The 19,502-nt window shown below is 33.3% G+C and carries 18 protein-coding genes; 8 read left to right on the forward strand and 10 right to left on the reverse strand.

Annotated elements, in window-relative coordinates:
- Nucleotides 1-45 precede the first annotated feature (45 nt).
- Nucleotides 46-669, reverse strand: a complete 624-nt coding sequence (locus CCAND38_RS08865) for a hypothetical protein (RefSeq protein WP_042006224.1) — start codon at nucleotides 667-669, stop codon at nucleotides 46-48.
- A gap of 144 nt (nucleotides 670-813) precedes the next feature.
- Here CCAND38_RS08865 and CCAND38_RS08870 point away from each other — a divergent pair, with 144 nt between their 5' ends.
- From CCAND38_RS08870 to CCAND38_RS08905, 8 genes are all read left to right on the forward strand, one after another.
- Nucleotides 814-1,233 carry a hypothetical protein gene (locus tag CCAND38_RS08870; protein WP_042344924.1) on the forward strand — a complete coding sequence of 140 codons (420 nt, stop codon included), beginning with the start codon at nucleotides 814-816 and terminating at the stop codon, nucleotides 1,231-1,233.
- A 210-nt stretch (nucleotides 1,234-1,443) separates the two neighbouring features.
- Nucleotides 1,444-2,688 (forward strand): alginate export family protein, encoded by a 1,245-nt coding sequence (locus tag CCAND38_RS08875; protein ID WP_042344926.1) that lies wholly within the window; start codon nucleotides 1,444-1,446, stop codon nucleotides 2,686-2,688.
- 202 nt (nucleotides 2,689-2,890) lie between these two features.
- Nucleotides 2,891-3,121 (forward strand): hypothetical protein, encoded by a 231-nt coding sequence (locus CCAND38_RS08880; RefSeq protein ID WP_042006231.1) that lies wholly within the window; start codon nucleotides 2,891-2,893, stop codon nucleotides 3,119-3,121.
- Nucleotides 3,122-3,348: 227 nt separating this feature from the next.
- Nucleotides 3,349-4,431, forward strand: coding sequence for an AMP-binding protein (locus CCAND38_RS08885; protein ID WP_042006233.1), 1,083 nt, complete (start codon nucleotides 3,349-3,351; stop codon nucleotides 4,429-4,431).
- Between the two features lie 237 nt (nucleotides 4,432-4,668).
- Nucleotides 4,669-6,504 carry an ABC transporter ATP-binding protein gene (locus CCAND38_RS08890; protein WP_042006235.1) on the forward strand — a complete coding sequence of 612 codons (1,836 nt, stop codon included), beginning with the start codon at nucleotides 4,669-4,671 and terminating at the stop codon, nucleotides 6,502-6,504.
- A 3-nt stretch (nucleotides 6,505-6,507) separates the two neighbouring features.
- Complete coding sequence (locus CCAND38_RS08895) at nucleotides 6,508-7,047, forward strand: RNA polymerase sigma factor (RefSeq protein ID WP_042006236.1); 540 nt, start codon at nucleotides 6,508-6,510, stop codon at nucleotides 7,045-7,047.
- A 31-nt stretch (nucleotides 7,048-7,078) separates the two neighbouring features.
- On the forward strand, nucleotides 7,079-7,570 hold the full coding sequence (locus CCAND38_RS08900) for a hypothetical protein (protein ID WP_042344928.1): 492 nt from the start codon (nucleotides 7,079-7,081) through the stop codon (nucleotides 7,568-7,570).
- A 15-nt stretch (nucleotides 7,571-7,585) separates the two neighbouring features.
- Complete coding sequence (locus CCAND38_RS08905) at nucleotides 7,586-8,017, forward strand: hypothetical protein (RefSeq protein ID WP_042344929.1); 432 nt, start codon at nucleotides 7,586-7,588, stop codon at nucleotides 8,015-8,017.
- 110 nt (nucleotides 8,018-8,127) lie between these two features.
- Here CCAND38_RS08905 and msrB read toward each other — a convergent pair whose 3' ends face one another.
- The 9 genes from msrB to CCAND38_RS08950 form a co-directional block, all read right to left on the reverse strand.
- Nucleotides 8,128-9,243 (reverse strand): peptide-methionine (R)-S-oxide reductase MsrB, encoded by a 1,116-nt coding sequence (gene msrB, locus CCAND38_RS08910; protein ID WP_042344930.1) that lies wholly within the window; start codon nucleotides 9,241-9,243, stop codon nucleotides 8,128-8,130.
- A 19-nt stretch (nucleotides 9,244-9,262) separates the two neighbouring features.
- A complete protein-coding gene (locus CCAND38_RS08915) occupies nucleotides 9,263-9,721 on the reverse strand; it encodes a DUF417 family protein (protein WP_042344933.1) in 459 nt (152 codons plus the stop codon).
- Nucleotides 9,722-10,081: 360 nt separating this feature from the next.
- Nucleotides 10,082-10,639 (reverse strand): RNA polymerase sigma factor, encoded by a 558-nt coding sequence (locus tag CCAND38_RS08925; protein WP_042344935.1) that lies wholly within the window; start codon nucleotides 10,637-10,639, stop codon nucleotides 10,082-10,084.
- Nucleotides 10,640-10,704: 65 nt separating this feature from the next.
- Nucleotides 10,705-13,851, reverse strand: a complete 3,147-nt coding sequence (locus tag CCAND38_RS08930) for an efflux RND transporter permease subunit (RefSeq protein WP_197066350.1) — start codon at nucleotides 13,849-13,851, stop codon at nucleotides 10,705-10,707.
- Nucleotides 13,852-14,011: 160 nt separating this feature from the next.
- On the reverse strand, nucleotides 14,012-14,998 hold the full coding sequence (locus CCAND38_RS08935) for a hypothetical protein (RefSeq protein ID WP_042344937.1): 987 nt from the start codon (nucleotides 14,996-14,998) through the stop codon (nucleotides 14,012-14,014).
- 15 nt (nucleotides 14,999-15,013) lie between these two features.
- Nucleotides 15,014-15,301, reverse strand: coding sequence for an NVEALA domain-containing protein (locus CCAND38_RS11550; protein WP_082023507.1), 288 nt, complete (start codon nucleotides 15,299-15,301; stop codon nucleotides 15,014-15,016).
- Nucleotides 15,302-15,456: 155 nt separating this feature from the next.
- Nucleotides 15,457-16,593, reverse strand: a complete 1,137-nt coding sequence (locus CCAND38_RS08940) for a DUF4934 domain-containing protein (RefSeq protein WP_042344939.1) — start codon at nucleotides 16,591-16,593, stop codon at nucleotides 15,457-15,459.
- Between the two features lie 62 nt (nucleotides 16,594-16,655).
- Nucleotides 16,656-17,735, reverse strand: a complete 1,080-nt coding sequence (locus tag CCAND38_RS08945) for a DUF4934 domain-containing protein (protein WP_042344940.1) — start codon at nucleotides 17,733-17,735, stop codon at nucleotides 16,656-16,658.
- A gap of 66 nt (nucleotides 17,736-17,801) precedes the next feature.
- Nucleotides 17,802-19,274 (reverse strand): TolC family protein, encoded by a 1,473-nt coding sequence (locus CCAND38_RS08950; RefSeq protein ID WP_042344942.1) that lies wholly within the window; start codon nucleotides 19,272-19,274, stop codon nucleotides 17,802-17,804.
- Between the last annotated feature and the right edge of the window lie 228 nt (nucleotides 19,275-19,502).

Here is a 19,502-nt window from a genome sequence, read left to right on the forward strand (position 1 = left end):
CAGTATAAAATGGTAATTTTGGTACAGGTTTTAAGAAAGAGAAAACTACTCCACCCTACCCCTATCATATTTAAAATACATTAACAAACCGTAAAAAATATGACATACTCCAAAACCAATCACCCAAAAGAGCAATCCATAGCCTGAAAATTGTACAGCCAACAAGCCCAAAATAACTTCAGTTATTCCCAAATAACGAACATCCCCAAAGGTATATCTACTGACATTCACACAAGCTAAACCATAGAAGATCAAAGTCATAGGTGCTAATAATCCATAATATTCATTCTTTAGTAGCAAGAAAATCAGTATCCCCCCTGTAAGCATTGGAATGGCAAAATTCCAAAAAGCACGTTTCGAAGTGGCGTTGATTAAAGTTTCTCCCCTACGTCTTGCTTTGCGTTGTGATAATATATAAGCCGTTACTAATGAGAGTATCAATACAGTTGCTGCAACTCCTAAAATAGCCTTAAACGTTTTACTTTCTAAGATAACAAATTGATTATAAGCATAATGTTTTTCAAGCAAAAGATGAACAACATAGGCTCCAATGAGTGCATACACTCCAGCTAACACTCCAGAAAGTCCACTCAATGACAGAAATTGAGTAGATTTTCGCATCATTTGTTTAATATGCTGTAAATCTTCTAAATAGCTTTTATCTTCCATTTTTAAAGTCCTTTGAAACGCAAAGTAACAACAAAAAAAGGAAATAACAAAACTTTCTCGCATATTTTTTGTAAATTTGACCTCCGATATTCGTACGTAAACGTTTTTTAAATAAAGATAAAGTTGCAATAATTTGACATACTTATGAAAACAATTCAGTATACTATAATTGTATTATTAATCTCACTATCAACATCTTGCAAAAATAAAATCACTGAGAAGGAATTGGTGCTACTCAATGGGTATTGGGAAATTGAAAAGGTTATCTTAGCTGACAAATCTGTAAAAATATACGAAATAAATACAACCTACGATTATATCGACTTGAAGGATAACAGCGGATTTCGTAAAAAGGTTTATCCACAACTTTTTGGTAAGTACCAAACGAGTGAGAATGCCGAATTTTTCTCAATCGTCAAAAAAGGTGATACTTGGGAGATGAATTATACCTCCAAAGACAATAAATGGGTAGAAACCTTGGAGTCGCTATCGGAAAAATCATTTACGGTGAAAAATACAGCGGGAATTGAATACTTCTACAAAAAAGTGGAAAGACAGGAATAATCTATCAAAAAATTATTTTATATCCTCAGAAATGATAAATATCATATTTATACGCAAAAAACAAACAATTTATTGTGATAAACGTAATTTTTAAGATTTATTTTTTCATTTTATAAAAAATAGTGTGTATATTTGTGCTGTCTCTATAAGAGATTTTTTAATCTCTTATAGAGATATGAAAGTTATTTAAACAAACTAATACCATTGCAAATGAAAAAACATTTCTTAACAACGTTATTATTCCTTGTGGGATTTAGTACTTTGGTCGCACAAGATTTCTCTGTTGACGCTAATTTCAGAACTCGATCTGAATATCGGCACGGTCAGGGAAGGCTTTTTCAAAAAGAAGAGAAACCTGCTTTTTTTGTAAACCAACGAGCTCGATTGGGGACTTCCTATCAAAACGAGTGGTTAGAACTTCGCTTGACAGCACAGCAAATTTTTACTTGGGGCGATGCACAACAACCTCAAGCAGAATTAAAAAATCATTTAGGTTTTTTTGAAGCTTGGGCAAAAATGCAAATTGATGAAAATTGGAATGTAAAATTAGGACGACAAGTCATTTCGTATGATGATGAGCGGATCTTAGGAGGATTGGATTGGTCTCAATATGGTCGTTTTCATGATGCAGCAGTTGTTTCGTATAAAAATTTTCTAAACGTTGGGTTGGCATTCAACCAAGAAGGACAACCTAACGTAGGAAACGCTTATGCCATTGGAAACACTTCAAAAAACACATACAAAACGATGCAGTTTTTAAGAGCCAACAAAAAATGGCAGGACAATTCACTTAGCTTTTTGTTTATCAACAATGGATTTCAAGACTTTGACTCATCAGGAAAACAAGATGGTGTGTCGAACATGCAAACCACTGGTTTTTACGGTATTTTCCCGATATCAAGCCTAATGTTGGAAGCAAGTGCTTATTACCAATTTGGAAAATTTCAAAAAACAAGTGTTTCGGCATATCAACTTCGGGCTGAGTTAATTTATAAGACACAGGAGTTTACCGCAGGATTGGGAATGGAAATGCTTAGCGGTAGAGACTATGATGACACTTCTGCTAAAATCAAAAGTTTCAATCCTCTGTACGGAACGGCTCACAAGTTCAACGGGCATATGGATTTTTACTACTTAGGTCAAAATTTACAGGGAACCACAGGACTCAACGATATCTATGCTAAAGCCATTGTTAAATTCAATGAGAAATCAAATTTGCTATTCATGCCGCATATTTTTATGAGCAATGCAAAACGTGCTGATAACAAAAGTTATCTCGGAACCGAATTAGACTTTATGTTCACACAGCAATTCCGCAAAGATGTTGCCCTAAACGTTGGATATTCACATCACTTGCCTTCCGATGCTATCAAAGTAGCTACCACTCACGGTATGCAAAATTGGTTCTGGGTGCAATTGAACATAAAACCAACCTTATTCACTACCAAACAGTAAGATACTCTTTCTTACAAAAAAACTTGTAATATTCCGCTTGATTATTGAGAATCAAGCGGTTTTTTTATGAGTACTTTCAAAATTATTCATCGGATAATATCATTTAGATTACAAATTACAGGTGCAACATCAATAAAGATTTTAAAAACAAAGTGAATCATGTACCTATTTTTTACTATATTTGCAAGGTAATTAATCAGATATGAAACAAAAATTGTTCGATTTTCGTTTTTTTTTGGAAAAACACGGATTTGCAGTTTCCTCCCGAATAGCAGAAAAGCTAGGTGTACGAGCTAAAGATGTACGTATATTTTTCATATACAGCACGTTTGCTACACTCGGAGCTTGGTTCGGAATCTATCTGTTATTAGCATCTCTATTAAGGATAAAAGACCTATTCTACACCAAACGAAGTTCTGTTTTTGATTTGTAAATCAACTAGAAAAGCTCAAAAACAGACATAGCCTTAAAGGTTAAATCTACCCGGTAAAAATATTTTTACGATTATTTTTAACTTCCCTATCCTTTTCGTATATTTGCACCTCTATTTTTGTCATAAAACATAAGGAAATAAACACTTTATTTCCAAGATATTTGTGTTACAAGATTTACATACATTTTTAGATAATTAATTAATACATAGCATAAAAAATAAACATAATGAACGAAATAGATTATACATTCATACATAGAGATTTCAAAATTGACAATTTTCCAATGGACAGAGAACGGTTGCTTATCTTGGCTACCGACTATGTAAAAAACGGAGAGAATCATCTGAAATCTGTCGGAGATTTCTTGTTAAATTGGTTGGATAATCGTGACTTTATTGAAGCAACTACTTCTGGTTCAACAGGTGTTCCTAAGGTAATACATTTGAAAAAGCAGTTTATGGTCAACTCAGCATTGGCTACAGGTAAATATCTAAATTTATCACCTAAAAATACGGCTCTTTTCTGCTTACCAGCTGATTTCATTGCTGGAAAAATGATGATTATCCGTTCTATCATTTTAGGATTGCATTTAGATATCATCCAGCCCTCGTCAATGCCTTTAGCATTAACTAACCGTGACTATGATTTCTCAGCGATGATTCCGTTACAAGCTTCAAAGTCGTTGTACGATTTACATCGGGTGAAAAAATTGATTTTGGGAGGAGCTTCCATCGATGAAGATTTGGAAAACAAATTGCAAAATGTTTCTACACATGTTTACTCTTCATATGGAATGACGGAAACTATCTCACATATTGCAATGCGTAGAGTGAATCACACCGCTACCCACGAAGAAAGTTACAAAGCACTACCGGGTGTTACCTTTTCACAAGATGACCGAAAATGTTTGGTAATCAACGCACCTCAAATCGCGGATCATTTGGTGGTTACGAATGATATTGTGGAACTAATATCTCAAACTGAGTTTATTTGGGTGGGACGTTACGATAATGTAATCAATTCGGGCGGATTCAAAGTATTTCCTGAAAGTGTGGAGCGTAAAATGAAAAAATATATCAAAAACCAGTACTTTTTAACCAGCGAACCTGACGAAAAACTTGGGGAGAAAGCGGTTTTATACATAGAAGGTAATGAAAAAGATTATCCAACTTTATCGCATGATTTGTTTGTTGATAAAGATATGTTAAAATTGGAAGTGCCACGAGCTATTTATTTTGTTCCAAAATTTGAATACACAGATAACGGAAAAGTTCGAAGAGACGAAACTGTGAAAAAACACAACAAATAAGTATGTTTTTCAGATAGATAAAAAACTCAAAATTCGTGTTTTTATGTGCGTTTTTTGAGTTTTTTTTATGAAATTTGAGTTCTTTCACATAAAAGTAAATAATGTTTTCCTAAATTCAAATTGCGTTATTAATCATCGTAACTACACCAAAAATTGACAAATGTAGCTGATGAATAGAATATGAGAAAGTTTTTTAAAAATATACTCCTGTAAAATAAAATTCAGAATCCAAAAAAAATGAATCCTAATTTAAAAAAATTCATACCATATATATACCCATATAAGAAATACGCTTTCTTAAATGTGCTTTTTAATGTATTATATGCATTATTCAGTGCTTTGTCGTTTGTATCATTGATTCCCATGTTGGACATTTTGTTTGGAAAGAAAGAGAGCAGGGTTTACGAAGTGCCCACTTTCTCTGGAAACGTCTCCGATTTAGTGGACTACGGAAAAAAATGGCTAAACTACAAAATTTCGAATATGGTAGGTGAGGATTCTGTATCAGCACTCACTATTGTCATCTGTTTGGTAATTTTGTTGTTCTTACTGAAAAATTTATTTAACTATATAGCAGTATTTTTCATTACCCATTTGCGAAATGGCGTTTTGAAAGATTTACGTAACAAACTCTATAAAAAAATTACCAATCTACCGCTTTCCTACTTTTCAGAACAACGAAAAGGAGACATCATAGCTCGTGTGGCTGGTGATGTAGGAGAAGTTCAGCATTCCTTTTTATCTATATTAGAACTCATTGTACGTGAGCCTCTTACAATTATATTTTCAATTGTAATGATGCTCGGTATCAGTATAAAATTAACCATTTTCACTTTTGTATTTATTCCACTTTCAGGGTGGATTATTTCCAAAATAGGAAAATCACTAAAAAAGCAATCCACAAAAGTACAGCAAGAACAAGGCAAATTTTTATCACTCATTGAAGAAACAGTCGGCGGATTGCGAGTTGTAAAAGCATTCAATGCCGAAAAAACTTTCCAAAAAAGATTTGAGGAGTCAACGCATCGTTTTTTTAAATTGGCAAATAATTTAGGTAACCGACAAAACTTAGCCTCGCCCATGAGCGAATTTTTAGGAATATTGATGATTGCTACGCTTTTATGGTTTGGTGGAACAATGGTTTTGGTGGAAAAAAGTTTAGATGGAGCTGCATTTATCGCTTTTATGGGATTGGCTTACAACATTTTAACCCCTGCCAAAGCAATTAGCAAAGCCTCGTACGATTTCCGTAGAGGAAATGCCGCAGCCGAACGCGTATTCGAGATTTTGGAATATGACAATCCAATTAAGGAAAAAGAGAATGCAACCGAAATTTTTGATTTTTCATCAGCTATTTCACTGAAAAACATCACATTCCGATACGGAGAACAAAACGTTTTAACTGATTTTTCATTAGAAATTCCCAAAGGAAAAACCATTGCTTTGGTGGGGCAATCGGGAAGTGGAAAAAGTACGATTGCCAATCTTATAACTCGCTTTTACGATGTTAATGAAGGAACTATCGAAATCGATGGAATCGACATCAAACAACTAAAAATAAGTCATTTACGCAGACTTATCGGCGTGGTCTCACAAGATTCAATCTTATTTAATGACAGCATAAAAAACAATTTACTGATAGGAAATCCGACTGCTAACGATGAGGCTATTTTGGACGCATCCAAAGTGGCAAATGCTTACGAATTTATCAAAGACCTACCCGAGGGGTTTGACACAAACATAGGTGATTCCGGCAGTAAACTCAGTGGTGGGCAAAAACAACGGTTGAGTATCGCCCGTGCTGTTTTAAAAAATCCACCCATTATGATTTTAGATGAAGCCACCTCAGCATTAGATACGGAAAGTGAGCGTTTGGTACAAAGTGCTTTGGAAAATATGATGAAAAATCGAACTTCAATTGTTATTGCTCATCGACTTTCAACCATCCAAAATGCGGATTTAATCGTGGTGATGCAAAAGGGGCGCATCGTAGAACAAGGTACTCATGGAGAGTTACTTGCCAAAGATGGCGTATATCGAAAACTGGTAGAAATGCAATCTTTTGAAACATAAAATTTGGACGAAAAAGAGCTCATATCACAACTTCAAAATGAGAAAAAAAGAGGAAAGGCTTTTGAGATTTTGGTCGATTTGTACCAAAAGCGACTTTATTGGCATATCCGTCGTATTGTAATTTCACACGATGATGCTGATGATGTATTACAAGAAACATTTATCAAAATTTTCCGAAGTATTGAAAATTTCAGAGGAGATAGCTCTTTATTTTCATGGATTTACCGCATAGCGACCAATCAAGCTCTTGATTTTTTGAAAAAGAAAGCTAATGAGAAAAATTGTACTATCGAAGATTTGCAATACGACCGAAGTTCGCACTTAGAAGCTGATACTTATTTTGAAGGCGACGAAATTGAGCGAAAATTCCAACAAGCCATATCTTCGTTACCTGAAAAACAGCAAATTGTATTCAATATGAAATATTTTGAAGAATTGAAATATGAGGAAATTTCTGAAATTTTGGGTACTTCAGTGGGAGCGTTGAAATCTTCATATCATCATGCTGTACAGAAAATTAAAAATTATTTAGAAAGTCATTAAACTTTTTTACTTTTTTATCGTCTTAGAGGAAATGAACGAAGATAATTTACATATTCAATCGGGAATGCAACTGCCCGAAAATTATTTTGACCAGTTCAAAAAGAAATTGATGAATAGGGTTGAATTGGAAGAGTATGCACCTAATAAAGAAACATTTATTGTTCCGGAGAAGTATTTTGAGAAGTCAAAACAAGCTATTTTGAAAGCTACAACGAAAAAAACGAAAACACGGATGTTCTCATTTGTCAGATATGCCGTGGCATCGGTTTTTACAGCTCTCATACTCTCTTCTGTTTGGATGTATACATCTCACAATGAAAATAATAACGTTCATTTTTCGGATTTAACTTCGGCAGAGATTCAGGGTTATTTTAGCGATATATATATCGAAGATAAATCTTACCTGATAGTTGAAGAATCTGAAGATGTTCACTTAGATAATTTTTTGGTCGGGGACATACAATCCTTTGGAAATATTGACAGTTACTTGTCAGAATACGATTATAGATTAGATGAATATTAAAAAAAATAGGTAATTATGAAATTGATTTATACTTTCTTGTTATTTAATTTATTTACTTTTTCTGTTTTTGCTCAAAAAGAGGATAACTATGAGCGTATAAAAACTCTAAAAATAGGATATATCACCGAAGAAGTGAGTTTAACTGCTGAAGAGGCAAAAAAGTTTTGGCCTATATACGAAAAATATAATAAAATTTTACACGATTTACATACCGAAGCCAAAACGTGTCGTAGACATGGTTTTTCTAAGAAAGAGAATCTGACCGAAAAAGAGGCTTTGGAAATTTTGAAAAAAGACACTGAATTAGGAGATAAAATTTCAAAAATAAGCAAGGATAAAGATAAAGAACTTTTAAAAGTTATCTCTGCACAAAAATTAGTATTATTGAAAAATGCAGAAAGAGATTTTCATAGAAAACTAATGACACAGTACAAAAATTCGAAATAAATACCTACATCTTTGAGGTTGCTTTATAAGACAACAAGAGACCGTTTGAATATGGTCTCTTGTTGTTTTGTGAACATTTTTATTAGAAGTCCAAATCTAATAAGAAGAATTTATTTCTTCAGCAGTTTCAAATAATCACCATAACCTTCCTTTTTCATTTCTTCCTTTGGAATGAAACGCAGAGAAGCACTATTGATACAGTAACGCAATCCTCCCTTGTCCAAAGGTCCATCTGTAAATACGTGTCCTAAATGAGCGTCACCTGTTTTGCTTCGAACTTCTACACGGGTCATTCCGTGCGATTTATCTATTTTCTCCGCAATGAGTTTTTTATCAATCGGTTTGGAGAAACTTGGCCAACCGCATCCCGATTCAAATTTATCTGTTGAAATGAAAAGAGGCTCACCTGTGGTAATATCCACATAAATTCCTTCGCGAAATTCATTCCAATATTCATTGTGAAAAGGACGTTCCGTAGCGTTTTTTTGTGTAACTTCATACTGAATTTTGGTAAGCTTATCCTTTAATACGTCATCGGTCGGTTTTTCGTACATTTTTTTACCGTTTTTAGGCAAAGGATTAGCTTCTTTTGCCACCTGAAACAATTTGGGATTTATGTGACAATACCCATCCGGATTTTTATCTAAATAATTTTGATGATTTTCTTCCGCATCATAGAAATTTTTCAAAGGCAAATTCTCCACCACAATCGGCTGATTATATTTGGAAGCCAATTCGTTAAGTGATTTCTCAATTATTTTTCTATCAGAATCATCAACAGTATAAATCCCTGTGCGATAACGTGTTCCTATATCGTTTCCTTGTTTGTTTAAACTGGTTGGGTCGATAGTTTTATAGAATAAATCCAAAAGCAATTGTAAATCAACCTCTTTCGGGTCATAAACAACTTTCACAGCTTCCGTAAATCCCGTTTTATCGGTATATACTTCTTCATAACTTGGCCTTTGGGTATTTCCGTTGGCATACCCAACTTGAGTGGCAATAACACCACGAATTTGCTTAAAGAAGTGTTCTGTTCCCCAAAAACAACCTCCCGCAAAATAAATTTCTTTCATATCCTTTTTGTTATTCATTGTTTTGATATCCATATTCTGCTTTTTCATAACTGACTCTTGAATTTTCACTGATTCCTTTGAGATTTTGCATTGACTTGTAAGCAAAATCATGATAGGCAATACCGCCATAAAAGTAATTATATTTTTCATTTTGACATCTAATTTAAAATTATTTTTTTTCTTGTTTTCCTATCAACATTAGGCTGAAACCCAACAATACAAGGTCTTTCAGTATAAAAAAATCTGTAATTGGTAGCCATTCTACTTTTCGCCACATATTTGGAGTAGTAAACAAATAACTAATTGTTATTAAAAAAGTTACTATCATTCCGTAGGCAGCATATTTTCTCAATTTTGGAAAAAACGGACTGAGTAAAAGCAATAAAGCCAATGTAATTTCAACGATACCGACAAGATTTGAAACGGCTTGTACACTCATCAAATCGTATGCCCAAAATGTTAAGAAATGATTTTCGACCAAAGGTTTTATCGCATTGGCTTCAGCTGTTGTGAATTTGAAAATTCCTATCCAAAATAAAATTAAAGCTGTCCCGAAAAGAGATACGTAATAGCCTATTTTGTAGATTTTTTCATCCGACAACGGACAATTTGAAATTTGTTTTTCCATCTGGTTTAATTATTAAAAGGTTATCTATTAAAAATGTATGATTAATCGTACATCCTTATAGTCGTTAACTTTTAAAAAACCTGACAAAAAAAGAACTATTTTTTTAAATTTTCTTTCATTTTACGCTTAAATAACTGAATTTCAGAATGATTAAAAACAACTTTTTTTTCAGTGATTTCTGTATTTTGAAGTGATTTATCCAAAAACATTACTTTTTTGTGATACATTTTACACAAACGACACAACCGCAGATGTAAAAAAAGACGTATTTTTTCAAAGAAAGAAATTTTCCTTGCTGTTTTCTTTTCAATAAGCAATGAAATTTCACTACAAGGCAATATAAAATAATGAATAATTCTGCTAAACATCTCCAAACCAATTAATTTCCAAACATTTTCTGAGCTGCAAACGACTCCTTTGCAATATTTTCCACATATTAGTCGTTGAAATTTCCATTTCCTGACAGACTACTTCCGTCTTTTTCTCTTCTAAATAATAAAGTTTAACGAGAAACCTCCATCGTTGAGGCAGTTTTTCGATGCATTCGTCTAAAGCTCGTGAAAAATCTTCCTTTTCTGAGGAATTTTCTGATATTTCTTGCCAAAAGTTTAAGACGCTCTGATCTGTCCAGATTCCATCTTCATCAAAAAAATCAGAAAGACTCGTACTGACAGGATTTTTATACTTATTCCGATAAAAATCGGCTGTTTTATTGTGAAGAATATTGTACAACCACGTAAGTGGACTACTTTTCCCTTGAAAAGATTCAAATGAAGTGTAAGCTACAAGAAAAACTTCTTGCACGATATCAGCCGCATCTTCCTTATCCGAAACCAAGTATAAAGCCCTATTGAGCAATGACTCTGAATACATTTCAATCCACAGCGTTATTTGTTGGTCTTTTGTTTTATCTACCATCTTTTATTTTTTGAAATACTAAATAGTCCTTAAAGTGTGAACTTTTCAATTTTTAAACATAAAGATTATTTTCTTTTGACAACCAACATCGGTAACAATATAAAAATTCCTACCAGCGAAAAGAGCAATCCTCCCATCGTTCCTGCAGCAAGTGGAAACCAAAAAGCCTCTCTTTTAAGTCCGATTACAAAAGGGATAAATCCTAAAATAGTAGAAATTATGGTAAGTAATATCGGAATGATTTTACTGTTCCACGCTTTCAAATAAGCTCTTACTGAGGAAAGATTAGGGTATTTTTTACGAAGACCGTTATACTCATTTAAAATGTAAATATTAGCATTTACCGTAATCCCTGAAAGCAATACGAACGAAGCAAATCCGCCTTGATCAAAATTCAAATCGAAACCATAAAACGTAAGAAATACTCCAATGAACGATATAGGAATAATCAAAATAACTATAAAAGGCTGTTTAAGCGAATTGAACAAAATAGAAGTAGTAAAAAAGATAATCGCTATGAGCAGTCCTAATAGCCAATATTGTTTTTTATCTTTTCCCCAATTCCAATTCCAGCCTTGTTTTTCGGCTTTATATCCCGAAGGAAGACTGTTGTTGAGCTTTTCTATCTCTTTTTCGAGTACTTTATTTCCTTGCTGAGAAGAACCTATGTAATTAAACTGTACTACCAACCGGTACTGTTGATTTTCCTTAGCGATTTCCTGAGGAGCTTGTCCTTTGGTGATTTGAGCAAATTGATTCAGTTTATGAAATTGTTCGTCAAAATGATTTCCAGCGTGTTGCAATGCCCAAATATCGTATGTTTTGGACTGCTTGCTGTGAAGTACGATATCTTCATTTTGTCCGTCAACAAACAATCTTCCTACCCAAATATCTCTCCCAAACATACTCGAAAGCGAATTAAACAATCGAGAAGGAGACATATTCTGAATGGCAAGTTGTTTTTTATCTAAGTTAAACATAAATTCTTGATAATCATCTTTATAATAAGACATATCTGAACCGATGGTTACTTCTTGGATACGACGATGTTTCAGTAAATTATTTTTCAGAGAGTCTGCCCAAGTGTTCAACTCATCGTAGTTATATCCCAATAATTTTACAGAAAAACTTCCCGCAGTTTCTTTCACGTCATTGCTAAATCCTCTGTCTTCCAGTCCGAAAACGCCCCAACTACCACCACCCAATTCCAAGGCTTTGGTAATCACACTATTTTTCAGTCTGTACGGAAATCCCGAGCGTTCCGCTTCCTTGGTAAAATACACAGAAATGGAAGCTCTGTTAGGGCTATTTATAGAGGTTTGAAACTGTTTTATCTCAGAAAAAGTAGAAAGATAACTTTCCATTCGCTGTACCAAAGTATTCATCTGAGAGAGTGTAGTCCCGTTGGGCATTGAAGAGGTGATGGTTAAGACCATTTCCTGATTTCGGTCAAAATATCCCCGCTCATATACGTTCTGAACAAATAAACGCAAGGTTCCTCCAAAAACCTTATCCGTTATGGGTTTTATTTTTTCTTTGTAAGTTGCCGTATTGAAAACACTATTGTACAGCTCCGCCCATCGAGTTTCCTTATCAATTTTATCGGGAAGCAAAAAAACAGGTAGTCCAAACAAAAGAATAAAAAATACATATACAGCCCATTTCCCTTTCTTTAAAAGCAAAATGATTTTTTGATAAAACAGGCTCGTTTTTACGATAAAACGCTTCGATATACGGAATTTCTGTCGCGATTTTCGTGTTTTGTTAGCGATTTTAATTCTTTCCATCATTGCAGGTACGAAAAACAAGGCAACGAGCAACGAAACCGCCAAATTAATAACAATTACCATCGCAAAATCTTGCAAATTGAGTCGCAATCGTTCATCTAAAAAGAAAATCATACAAAGAGCTCCGATGGTAGTTAGTGTAGCTGCCAAAATTGGTAAGAAGACCTTTCGATTATTTTTGGTTTGCAAATGATCGGTCATTATGATAGTATTGTCTATCATCAAATTGAGGGAAATGGTAATCCCTGCCAGTGAATAGAGTTGTATTTCCAAACGTAAAAAATAATACAGCACAACAGCTATTGCCAGATTGATGAACAAACTGCTAACGATAAGGAACAGATATTTAAAATTTCGTGAGATGAGCAATACAAAAGCCAATAAAATCAGGATAGTAAGCCCACTTCGGAAGTAAATTTTGTTGAGTTCATCTTTGATGTATTCGGTAGCGTCGTAACTCTGATGTAATTCATACCCTTGCGGAAGATTTTTTCTAATATCTTCCATCAATTTTTTGATTTCGCTACTCAACTGCAATTGATTGGCATTTTCTTCTGCCGAAATGGAAATATAGATGGAATTGAGTCCGTTGATACGATAATAGCTTCGGGGAGCTTGTTCAACCCTACTAACATTTACTAATTGATTCAAATAGAGTATCTTTCCGTCTTTATTGGTGACAGAAATTTTGGAAGCGTCAAAAGTTTCTTTTTCAGAGGCATCTCCTAAGACAACTCGTGCAAATTTTCGAACATTTCCACTATCTTCAATTTCTCCAATACCCAAAAATTGTGTATTATAATGCAACTGTATGGCTCGTTGGATTTCGTCCACACTTACTCCCATTCGGTTCAGTTGGTCGTTGTCGTATTGAAGTTGCCATTCCATAGGAGTTGCTCCGTTTACATCCACTTTGTAGATACCTTCAATCTCACTAAGTCGGGGTTTGATGCTATTTTCACAATAGTTTTGAATAGTAATAGGCGGTGCTGAAGCATTGAGCGTATAATTTAGAAAAGGGCGGTTAGCATTTTCATCAGGACGACGCACTTGCAATTGTGGATAAGAAACACTTCTTGGTAAATCGCCCCACAACTGCCTTATAACGGTGGATGCCTCAAAACGAGCAACATCAATGGAAGTGTGTTTATCCATTTCCAAGGAAACGCTTCCCCAACCATTTCCCGAACGAGAAGTAATTTTTTTAATACCTTTAATACGGGAAAGCATCGCTTCTATCTTTGAAGTAGCTTCCATTTCCACCACACGCGATGCACTTCCGGGCATCGAAAAAGACACCGTCAGAGCAGGGAGATTTTGGGAGGGTGCTAACTTTACAGGCAATAAAGGAACAAGTGCTATTCCCGCTAAAGAAATGCACAAAAACACTAAAATAATGCTGAATGAAGATATTTTATTTTCCAATATTTTCTATCTAATTCAAATTTTTAACCCAATAACTCATTCTTGATTTTGAAAAAACAAAGGAAAAAATAGTTATCTTATTCATTTTAAAAATTATCAAAAAATGCCAAAATCAATTTAAGTTAGAAGACCATTTTATAATGCTCAAAAATTCAAAGGCTTATTTCTTTGGAAATTCGTAAATCATAAAACAATCTTGCTCAGGATATTTAACTCCCACTAATAAATCATTCCATATAACAAAATCCTTAAAAAAGGTGTTTAATTGATATGTTTCTATTAACTCACCTTCCAACGAATATTTGTCGATAAACGTTTTTATATCCTTATCCATTATTTTTCCGCCCTCCTGATTTATTCTGTAAATGAAAAAATGTTCCGATGATGCCAATACTTTAAAATTATATACCATCGCTTTTCCATAATCCACATTGTCATTGGAAGAAGGAAAAGCTTGATTTTCATATAAAATAGTCTTCAACAATTTTCCACTTGAAGAAATAATATCAATTTTCGGAATATATTGATATGCGTAAACAAAAATGTCCTTTTTAGAAAGTTTTGTCCAATATCCTGTTTTTAGATTTATAGGAATATTTAAATTGTTGATTTCTTCAAAAGAAAATAATTCATTTAATTCGCCAACTGAAGTATCATAAGTAACCAACCGAAGTCTCTCACCATCTTTGGTGTCTAACACGATTTTATTTTCAGTGAGCAACATAGACAGAGGAGTTTCTTTTATAAATAATCCTTTCCATAATTGACTATTTTTCTTGTTTATAATGCAACTAAACCCATCTTTTGCGAAATCAAATACAAAAAGAGAATCGCTCTCTGCATGAATTATCAAAGGCATCAAAAAATCATTCGGACCGCTCCCTTTATATCCAATATTTCCTATATGTTTCAAATCTTGCAAATCATATACACTAAAAATGGTATCTGTTGCTGAATTTCTAATTACCAAATTGGAATTGTTTGTTACTTGCATTTGTTCAACATTCAGCAACTGGTTTATAGGAATGCTATCCTTAAAGAACAATTCCACAGGATTATCACTGAATTTCAATGTCTTATCCTTCTGTTCACAACTTACGAAAGTAAAACATATGCAAAAACAAACAATTCCAATATAGCTTTTCATAACTCACAAAATTATTTAATTTACTGAACAAGCCTGAGGGTCGTAACCTTCAGCTGAATTACACCAACAATCTCTAAAAACTTCTTTCCGCTGCGTCGGGATATTGGTCGTTGCAAACCATTTTTTATACCCATTCTTAGAGCAATCATTCGTATTCCCCTCTCCATCAGCCAATGCTTCTATATTAGCTAATGTTATTCCACTCAATTCAGTAGTATCATTATCAATACTCTGACTAATTCCATAACTGCTTATCGCTACAATACCTGTAATTAGTAAGCTTTTAAAAATTTTACTGATAATGTTTTAGTGTTAAAATTTTCTACAAAGGTAGTAGTTACTTTACATTTCACAAATTATTTTCTAAATTAATTTACATCTCCTCTCTCCCTTAAAAATCAAAGAACAAGATGTATTTTCGTGTTTTGAAAAATATTCAATAAAGAAATGCCCAACTTCTATTTTAATTTTCCGATAAATAACAACGAATTATCATCTTCTTTGAGGTTATTTAGGTTAGGATATAGCTCATTTATCTTATTTTCAATAATCCACGAGAGGTGTACCATAAACATTACCGTACTGTTTTCTGCAAAAAAAGTGATATCCGATTCTTGAAAAGGCAATTCCTTTCCTTTTGAAAATAAATCATCTACAATTTTGTTATAAGAAAATGACTTACTTGTTTTTTTATCGTATGAAATCAGGTATTTTTCACTTTGTTTGAAACATTGAAAATATAATTTTGTTTGGGTTTCAAATGCGTTGTATGTGGAGTTTATGTAACCATACTTTTTAAATTCTTGGAAGAATTCGAACACATTTGAAAAATTGTTATCCTCATAAAATGATGGAGGTACGTTCTTTCCATTGTATGAAATGACATATTTCGGCTTTAATTTATTTTCTTTAAAATTGTAAATGGTGTCATTAAAAGGCTCAAAAAACAACATTTCATCTCCACTTTTATAAAAGTGTACCAAGTTTAAAATGTGTAAAAACTTACTCTTTTTTTCGTCTATCCCATAAAAGCGATAACTTTTCCCTTCATTATCAAATATATTGAATTTGTACGCATTATTGTTATCTCTCTCGTTTCCGCTGTAAACAAATAAATCTTTATTAGTGTCTCGAGTAAATTTAACTGCCCAAAAATTCAATGGAATTTCACTTAAATAATCTCCATTATGGTTGTACTGCAATATTTTCTTCTGACGCTTGTCAAGGACTTCAATTTTTTTCGAATTATCATCAACATAAAAATCTGAAATACCCAAGTACTCCCCTGCTCCATTGCCTTTGCGGTCGATATTTTTAACAAAATTTCCCTCATAATCAAATAATTTGATACTTTTATTACTTTCAATAAAAATGAACTGATCGGAAAATTTTAGCTGAGCTCCATCTGTAATCAAGGATAAATCGGTTGTTTGTAAAGGCACAATCTCTACCGAAGAAAAAATATCTGAAAGATGAATAGTATTATCTTCTAATTTAACGTCAACTTGCAGATAATCAATCGATTTATTTTCCGAGTTACAACTGATTACAAGCAAAGTAGCTATTAAAGATAAGGCATTTCTAATAAATTTCATTTTTTAAATCATTATTTATCAATTGCTAAAAAATAAACCTGCTATTTTTTCACTACTAACTTTTAACAGAATGGGATTAGATTCCATTGTATGGCTGTCTTCCGAATCTGCATCGGCTTGATTTTCCACTGCATTGAGTCCATTACGAAATAGATAAAACCACCATGCATATAGAGAGGAGTTAGAGATACTTTTTCCATAGTTATTATGTTATGGAATAATCTGTTCTTACTAAAATCTTCAGTAGATACAAAAACGGATAACAACTTCTGATTATAGAAGAAATTGAAGTAAACAAGATTTTCATCCATCATAAAATTATCTATTAGATAAGCAACATTCTTTTCTTTTTTTAAATAATCTAAGAGTTTTTGTCTATCGTAATTCAACACATTCTCAGGCAGATTGTTACTTCCAAAATCTATGTGTACAAAATTTCTTACGCTGTCTTCATTTACAAGTTTAATATAATTTGAAAAAGATTTTGTATAAAAGTTTTTTTGAGCATATGTAAATAGAGGTAATCTTAAATCCCATTCTATTTTTTGAGGGTCATACACGAAAGATTCCTCTTTTTTGATGAGATTAAAATCATTATCAAACAACAACACATGGTGACATTCTTGCCCTTCACCGTCACAATAATTAGTTACACCAATGAAATTTTCCCCGTTAGAAGAGATAAAACTAATATCATATGGTATTTTTTTCTCGTGAGTGAATGTAGAACCTTCAAAATATAGAATTTTTCTCTGATCTGCATCTAAAATTAACAACGATCCTGTTTTCTCATCGATAGTAAAGTCATCTAAGGACGAATATTCTCCTGGTCCTTGCCCCGAACGATCTATTTTGTAGATAAATTTTCCTTTTTCATCAAAAACGAATATAGCCTCTGCAATCTCCTTATCAAGAATATACATATGGTTATTCTTTATTAACATTTTATCAATATTACCCAATAAAGAATGCTCTGTACTCTCAAGAGGTATCGTTTCAGAAAATTGAGCTTGTTTAATGTCAAAAAACAGCTCTTTTTTGTTTGGGTCTATTTTAATTTGATTGTCACTTTGAGGACGTATTGATTCATTTTTACAAGAAATCAACAAAAGAAAGGAAATAAGGTACGTAAACTGTTTCATTTTTATAATTATACACTACAGAACTTTGTCAAAAGTAACAATTAATTTTACTATTAACAAATTATTTTAATTCAAACTATCAAAATCAATTTGTATGGATTCCCCTACTTCAAAATCAAATAAGGTATATTTTCGTATTTTGTAATAATTCAACCAATAGTTTCGAAGTGCCGAAATATAATTGCGTTGTGCTTGTTGGTGTCGGTCATTGGCAAGGGTAAGACTGTTAATGTCCGCTTTACCAATGATAAATCGTTCTTGAGTCTGTTGATATGCTTGTGATGCCAACTCCAAGGCTTCCTGTGCACTAACAATAATTTGCTGTTGTACCTGAAAGTCTCCCAAAGTCATCAGTATTTCCTCTTCAATTTTAATTTCTTCTTGTTTGGTAGAGAGTTCCGCCACCGAAAGATTACTTTTTGCCACATTGTACTTGCCCTTATTCACACCCCAATCCAAAATCGGAACAGAAAGCGTGATGGCAAACACATCCTGCTGTAAGGGGGAGTTATAAACCTTGTCAAAACTCGGAGCTACTTGATTAAAACCTACACTTGCCGAAACACCCATATTAAATCTCGCTTCTCGCTTGGTTTTATCCACCGTCTTTTGTAGTTCCAATAGCTGTATTTTTTGTTTTAAGAAGTTAGGATTGTTTTTCTTGGCATAACTGAGTGCTTCTTCAGGGTTTATGGTGATGTTTTTTACCTTTTGGGGTATATCCAACAAAATTTTAGTATCTTTTTCCAAGTTTAAGTAAGAAACCAACGCAAACATTGCTCTTTTTACACTAATTTCAGCAGTTTGTAAAGCATTTTCAGCATTGATTTTATCCAAATGTAGCGTCATGAGGTCAGACTGGCGAATGGCAGCGATTTCAAAACGTTCTTTCCCGATGCTGTATAACGTATCTGCACTTTGTATTTTTTCTTTTGCTAATTTGTATTCCGCTTGTGCCATCGCTAAGTTAAAAAAGTAGCCGGTAGCCTCTTCTGCTGTTTGTTCCAAGTTATAAAGAAGCTCTTTTTGGGCAGCTTCGTATTTGATGGGTTCGATTCTTTTTTCCCACTTAAACGGATTATACCCCAAAAGTTGCTGTCTGTATCCTATACGAATGGGTACGCTTGAATATTGTGTAAACTTATTGTCGCTAAAATTACGATGATACCCTAACTCTGAGTCTACAAAAAAGGTTCCCCCTAACCAATCAAAATTCTGAATTAGAGAAAGGTTTCCGTGTGAAAACAAGGTTTGTTGTGGGCGGTACACATCGATATTTTGTTGGGAATCATACCGCCTTACAAAATCCCTATTGTAACGCAAAGGCGTCATACTCAGTGAAAGAGAAGGTAATCGGTTTGCTTTGAACGACTTAAAACTCCAATAATTCGATAGGTACATATTTTTTGCCTTAAACGAAGCTATAGACTGACCGTTTGCCATCGTCACTAACTGCTCCAAAGTTAAAGTCATTGTTTTCTCTTGGGAAAAAGAAAAGAAGAAAAATAGGATAAATAGTAAAGATAATACTGCTTTCATAATAATGACATGAGTTTCATTCCAAATAAAGAATAACGCAAAAATATAAACATTCTATCTTATAAACAAAAAGAAACCGTCCAAAATGTTAAAATACAAAACTTTTATCATCTTGAACAGCCCTTTAATACGCTCAACTTGGAAACAATAAAGCTACCTCAACCGTTTTTTGCATTACTGATTTCCGTAATTACCCATCAAATTTTACAAAATATTACTCAACCCATA

The sequence above is a fragment of the Capnocytophaga canis genome (assembly GCF_000827555.1).
Lineage (GTDB): Bacteria > Bacteroidota > Bacteroidia > Flavobacteriales > Flavobacteriaceae > Capnocytophaga > Capnocytophaga canis.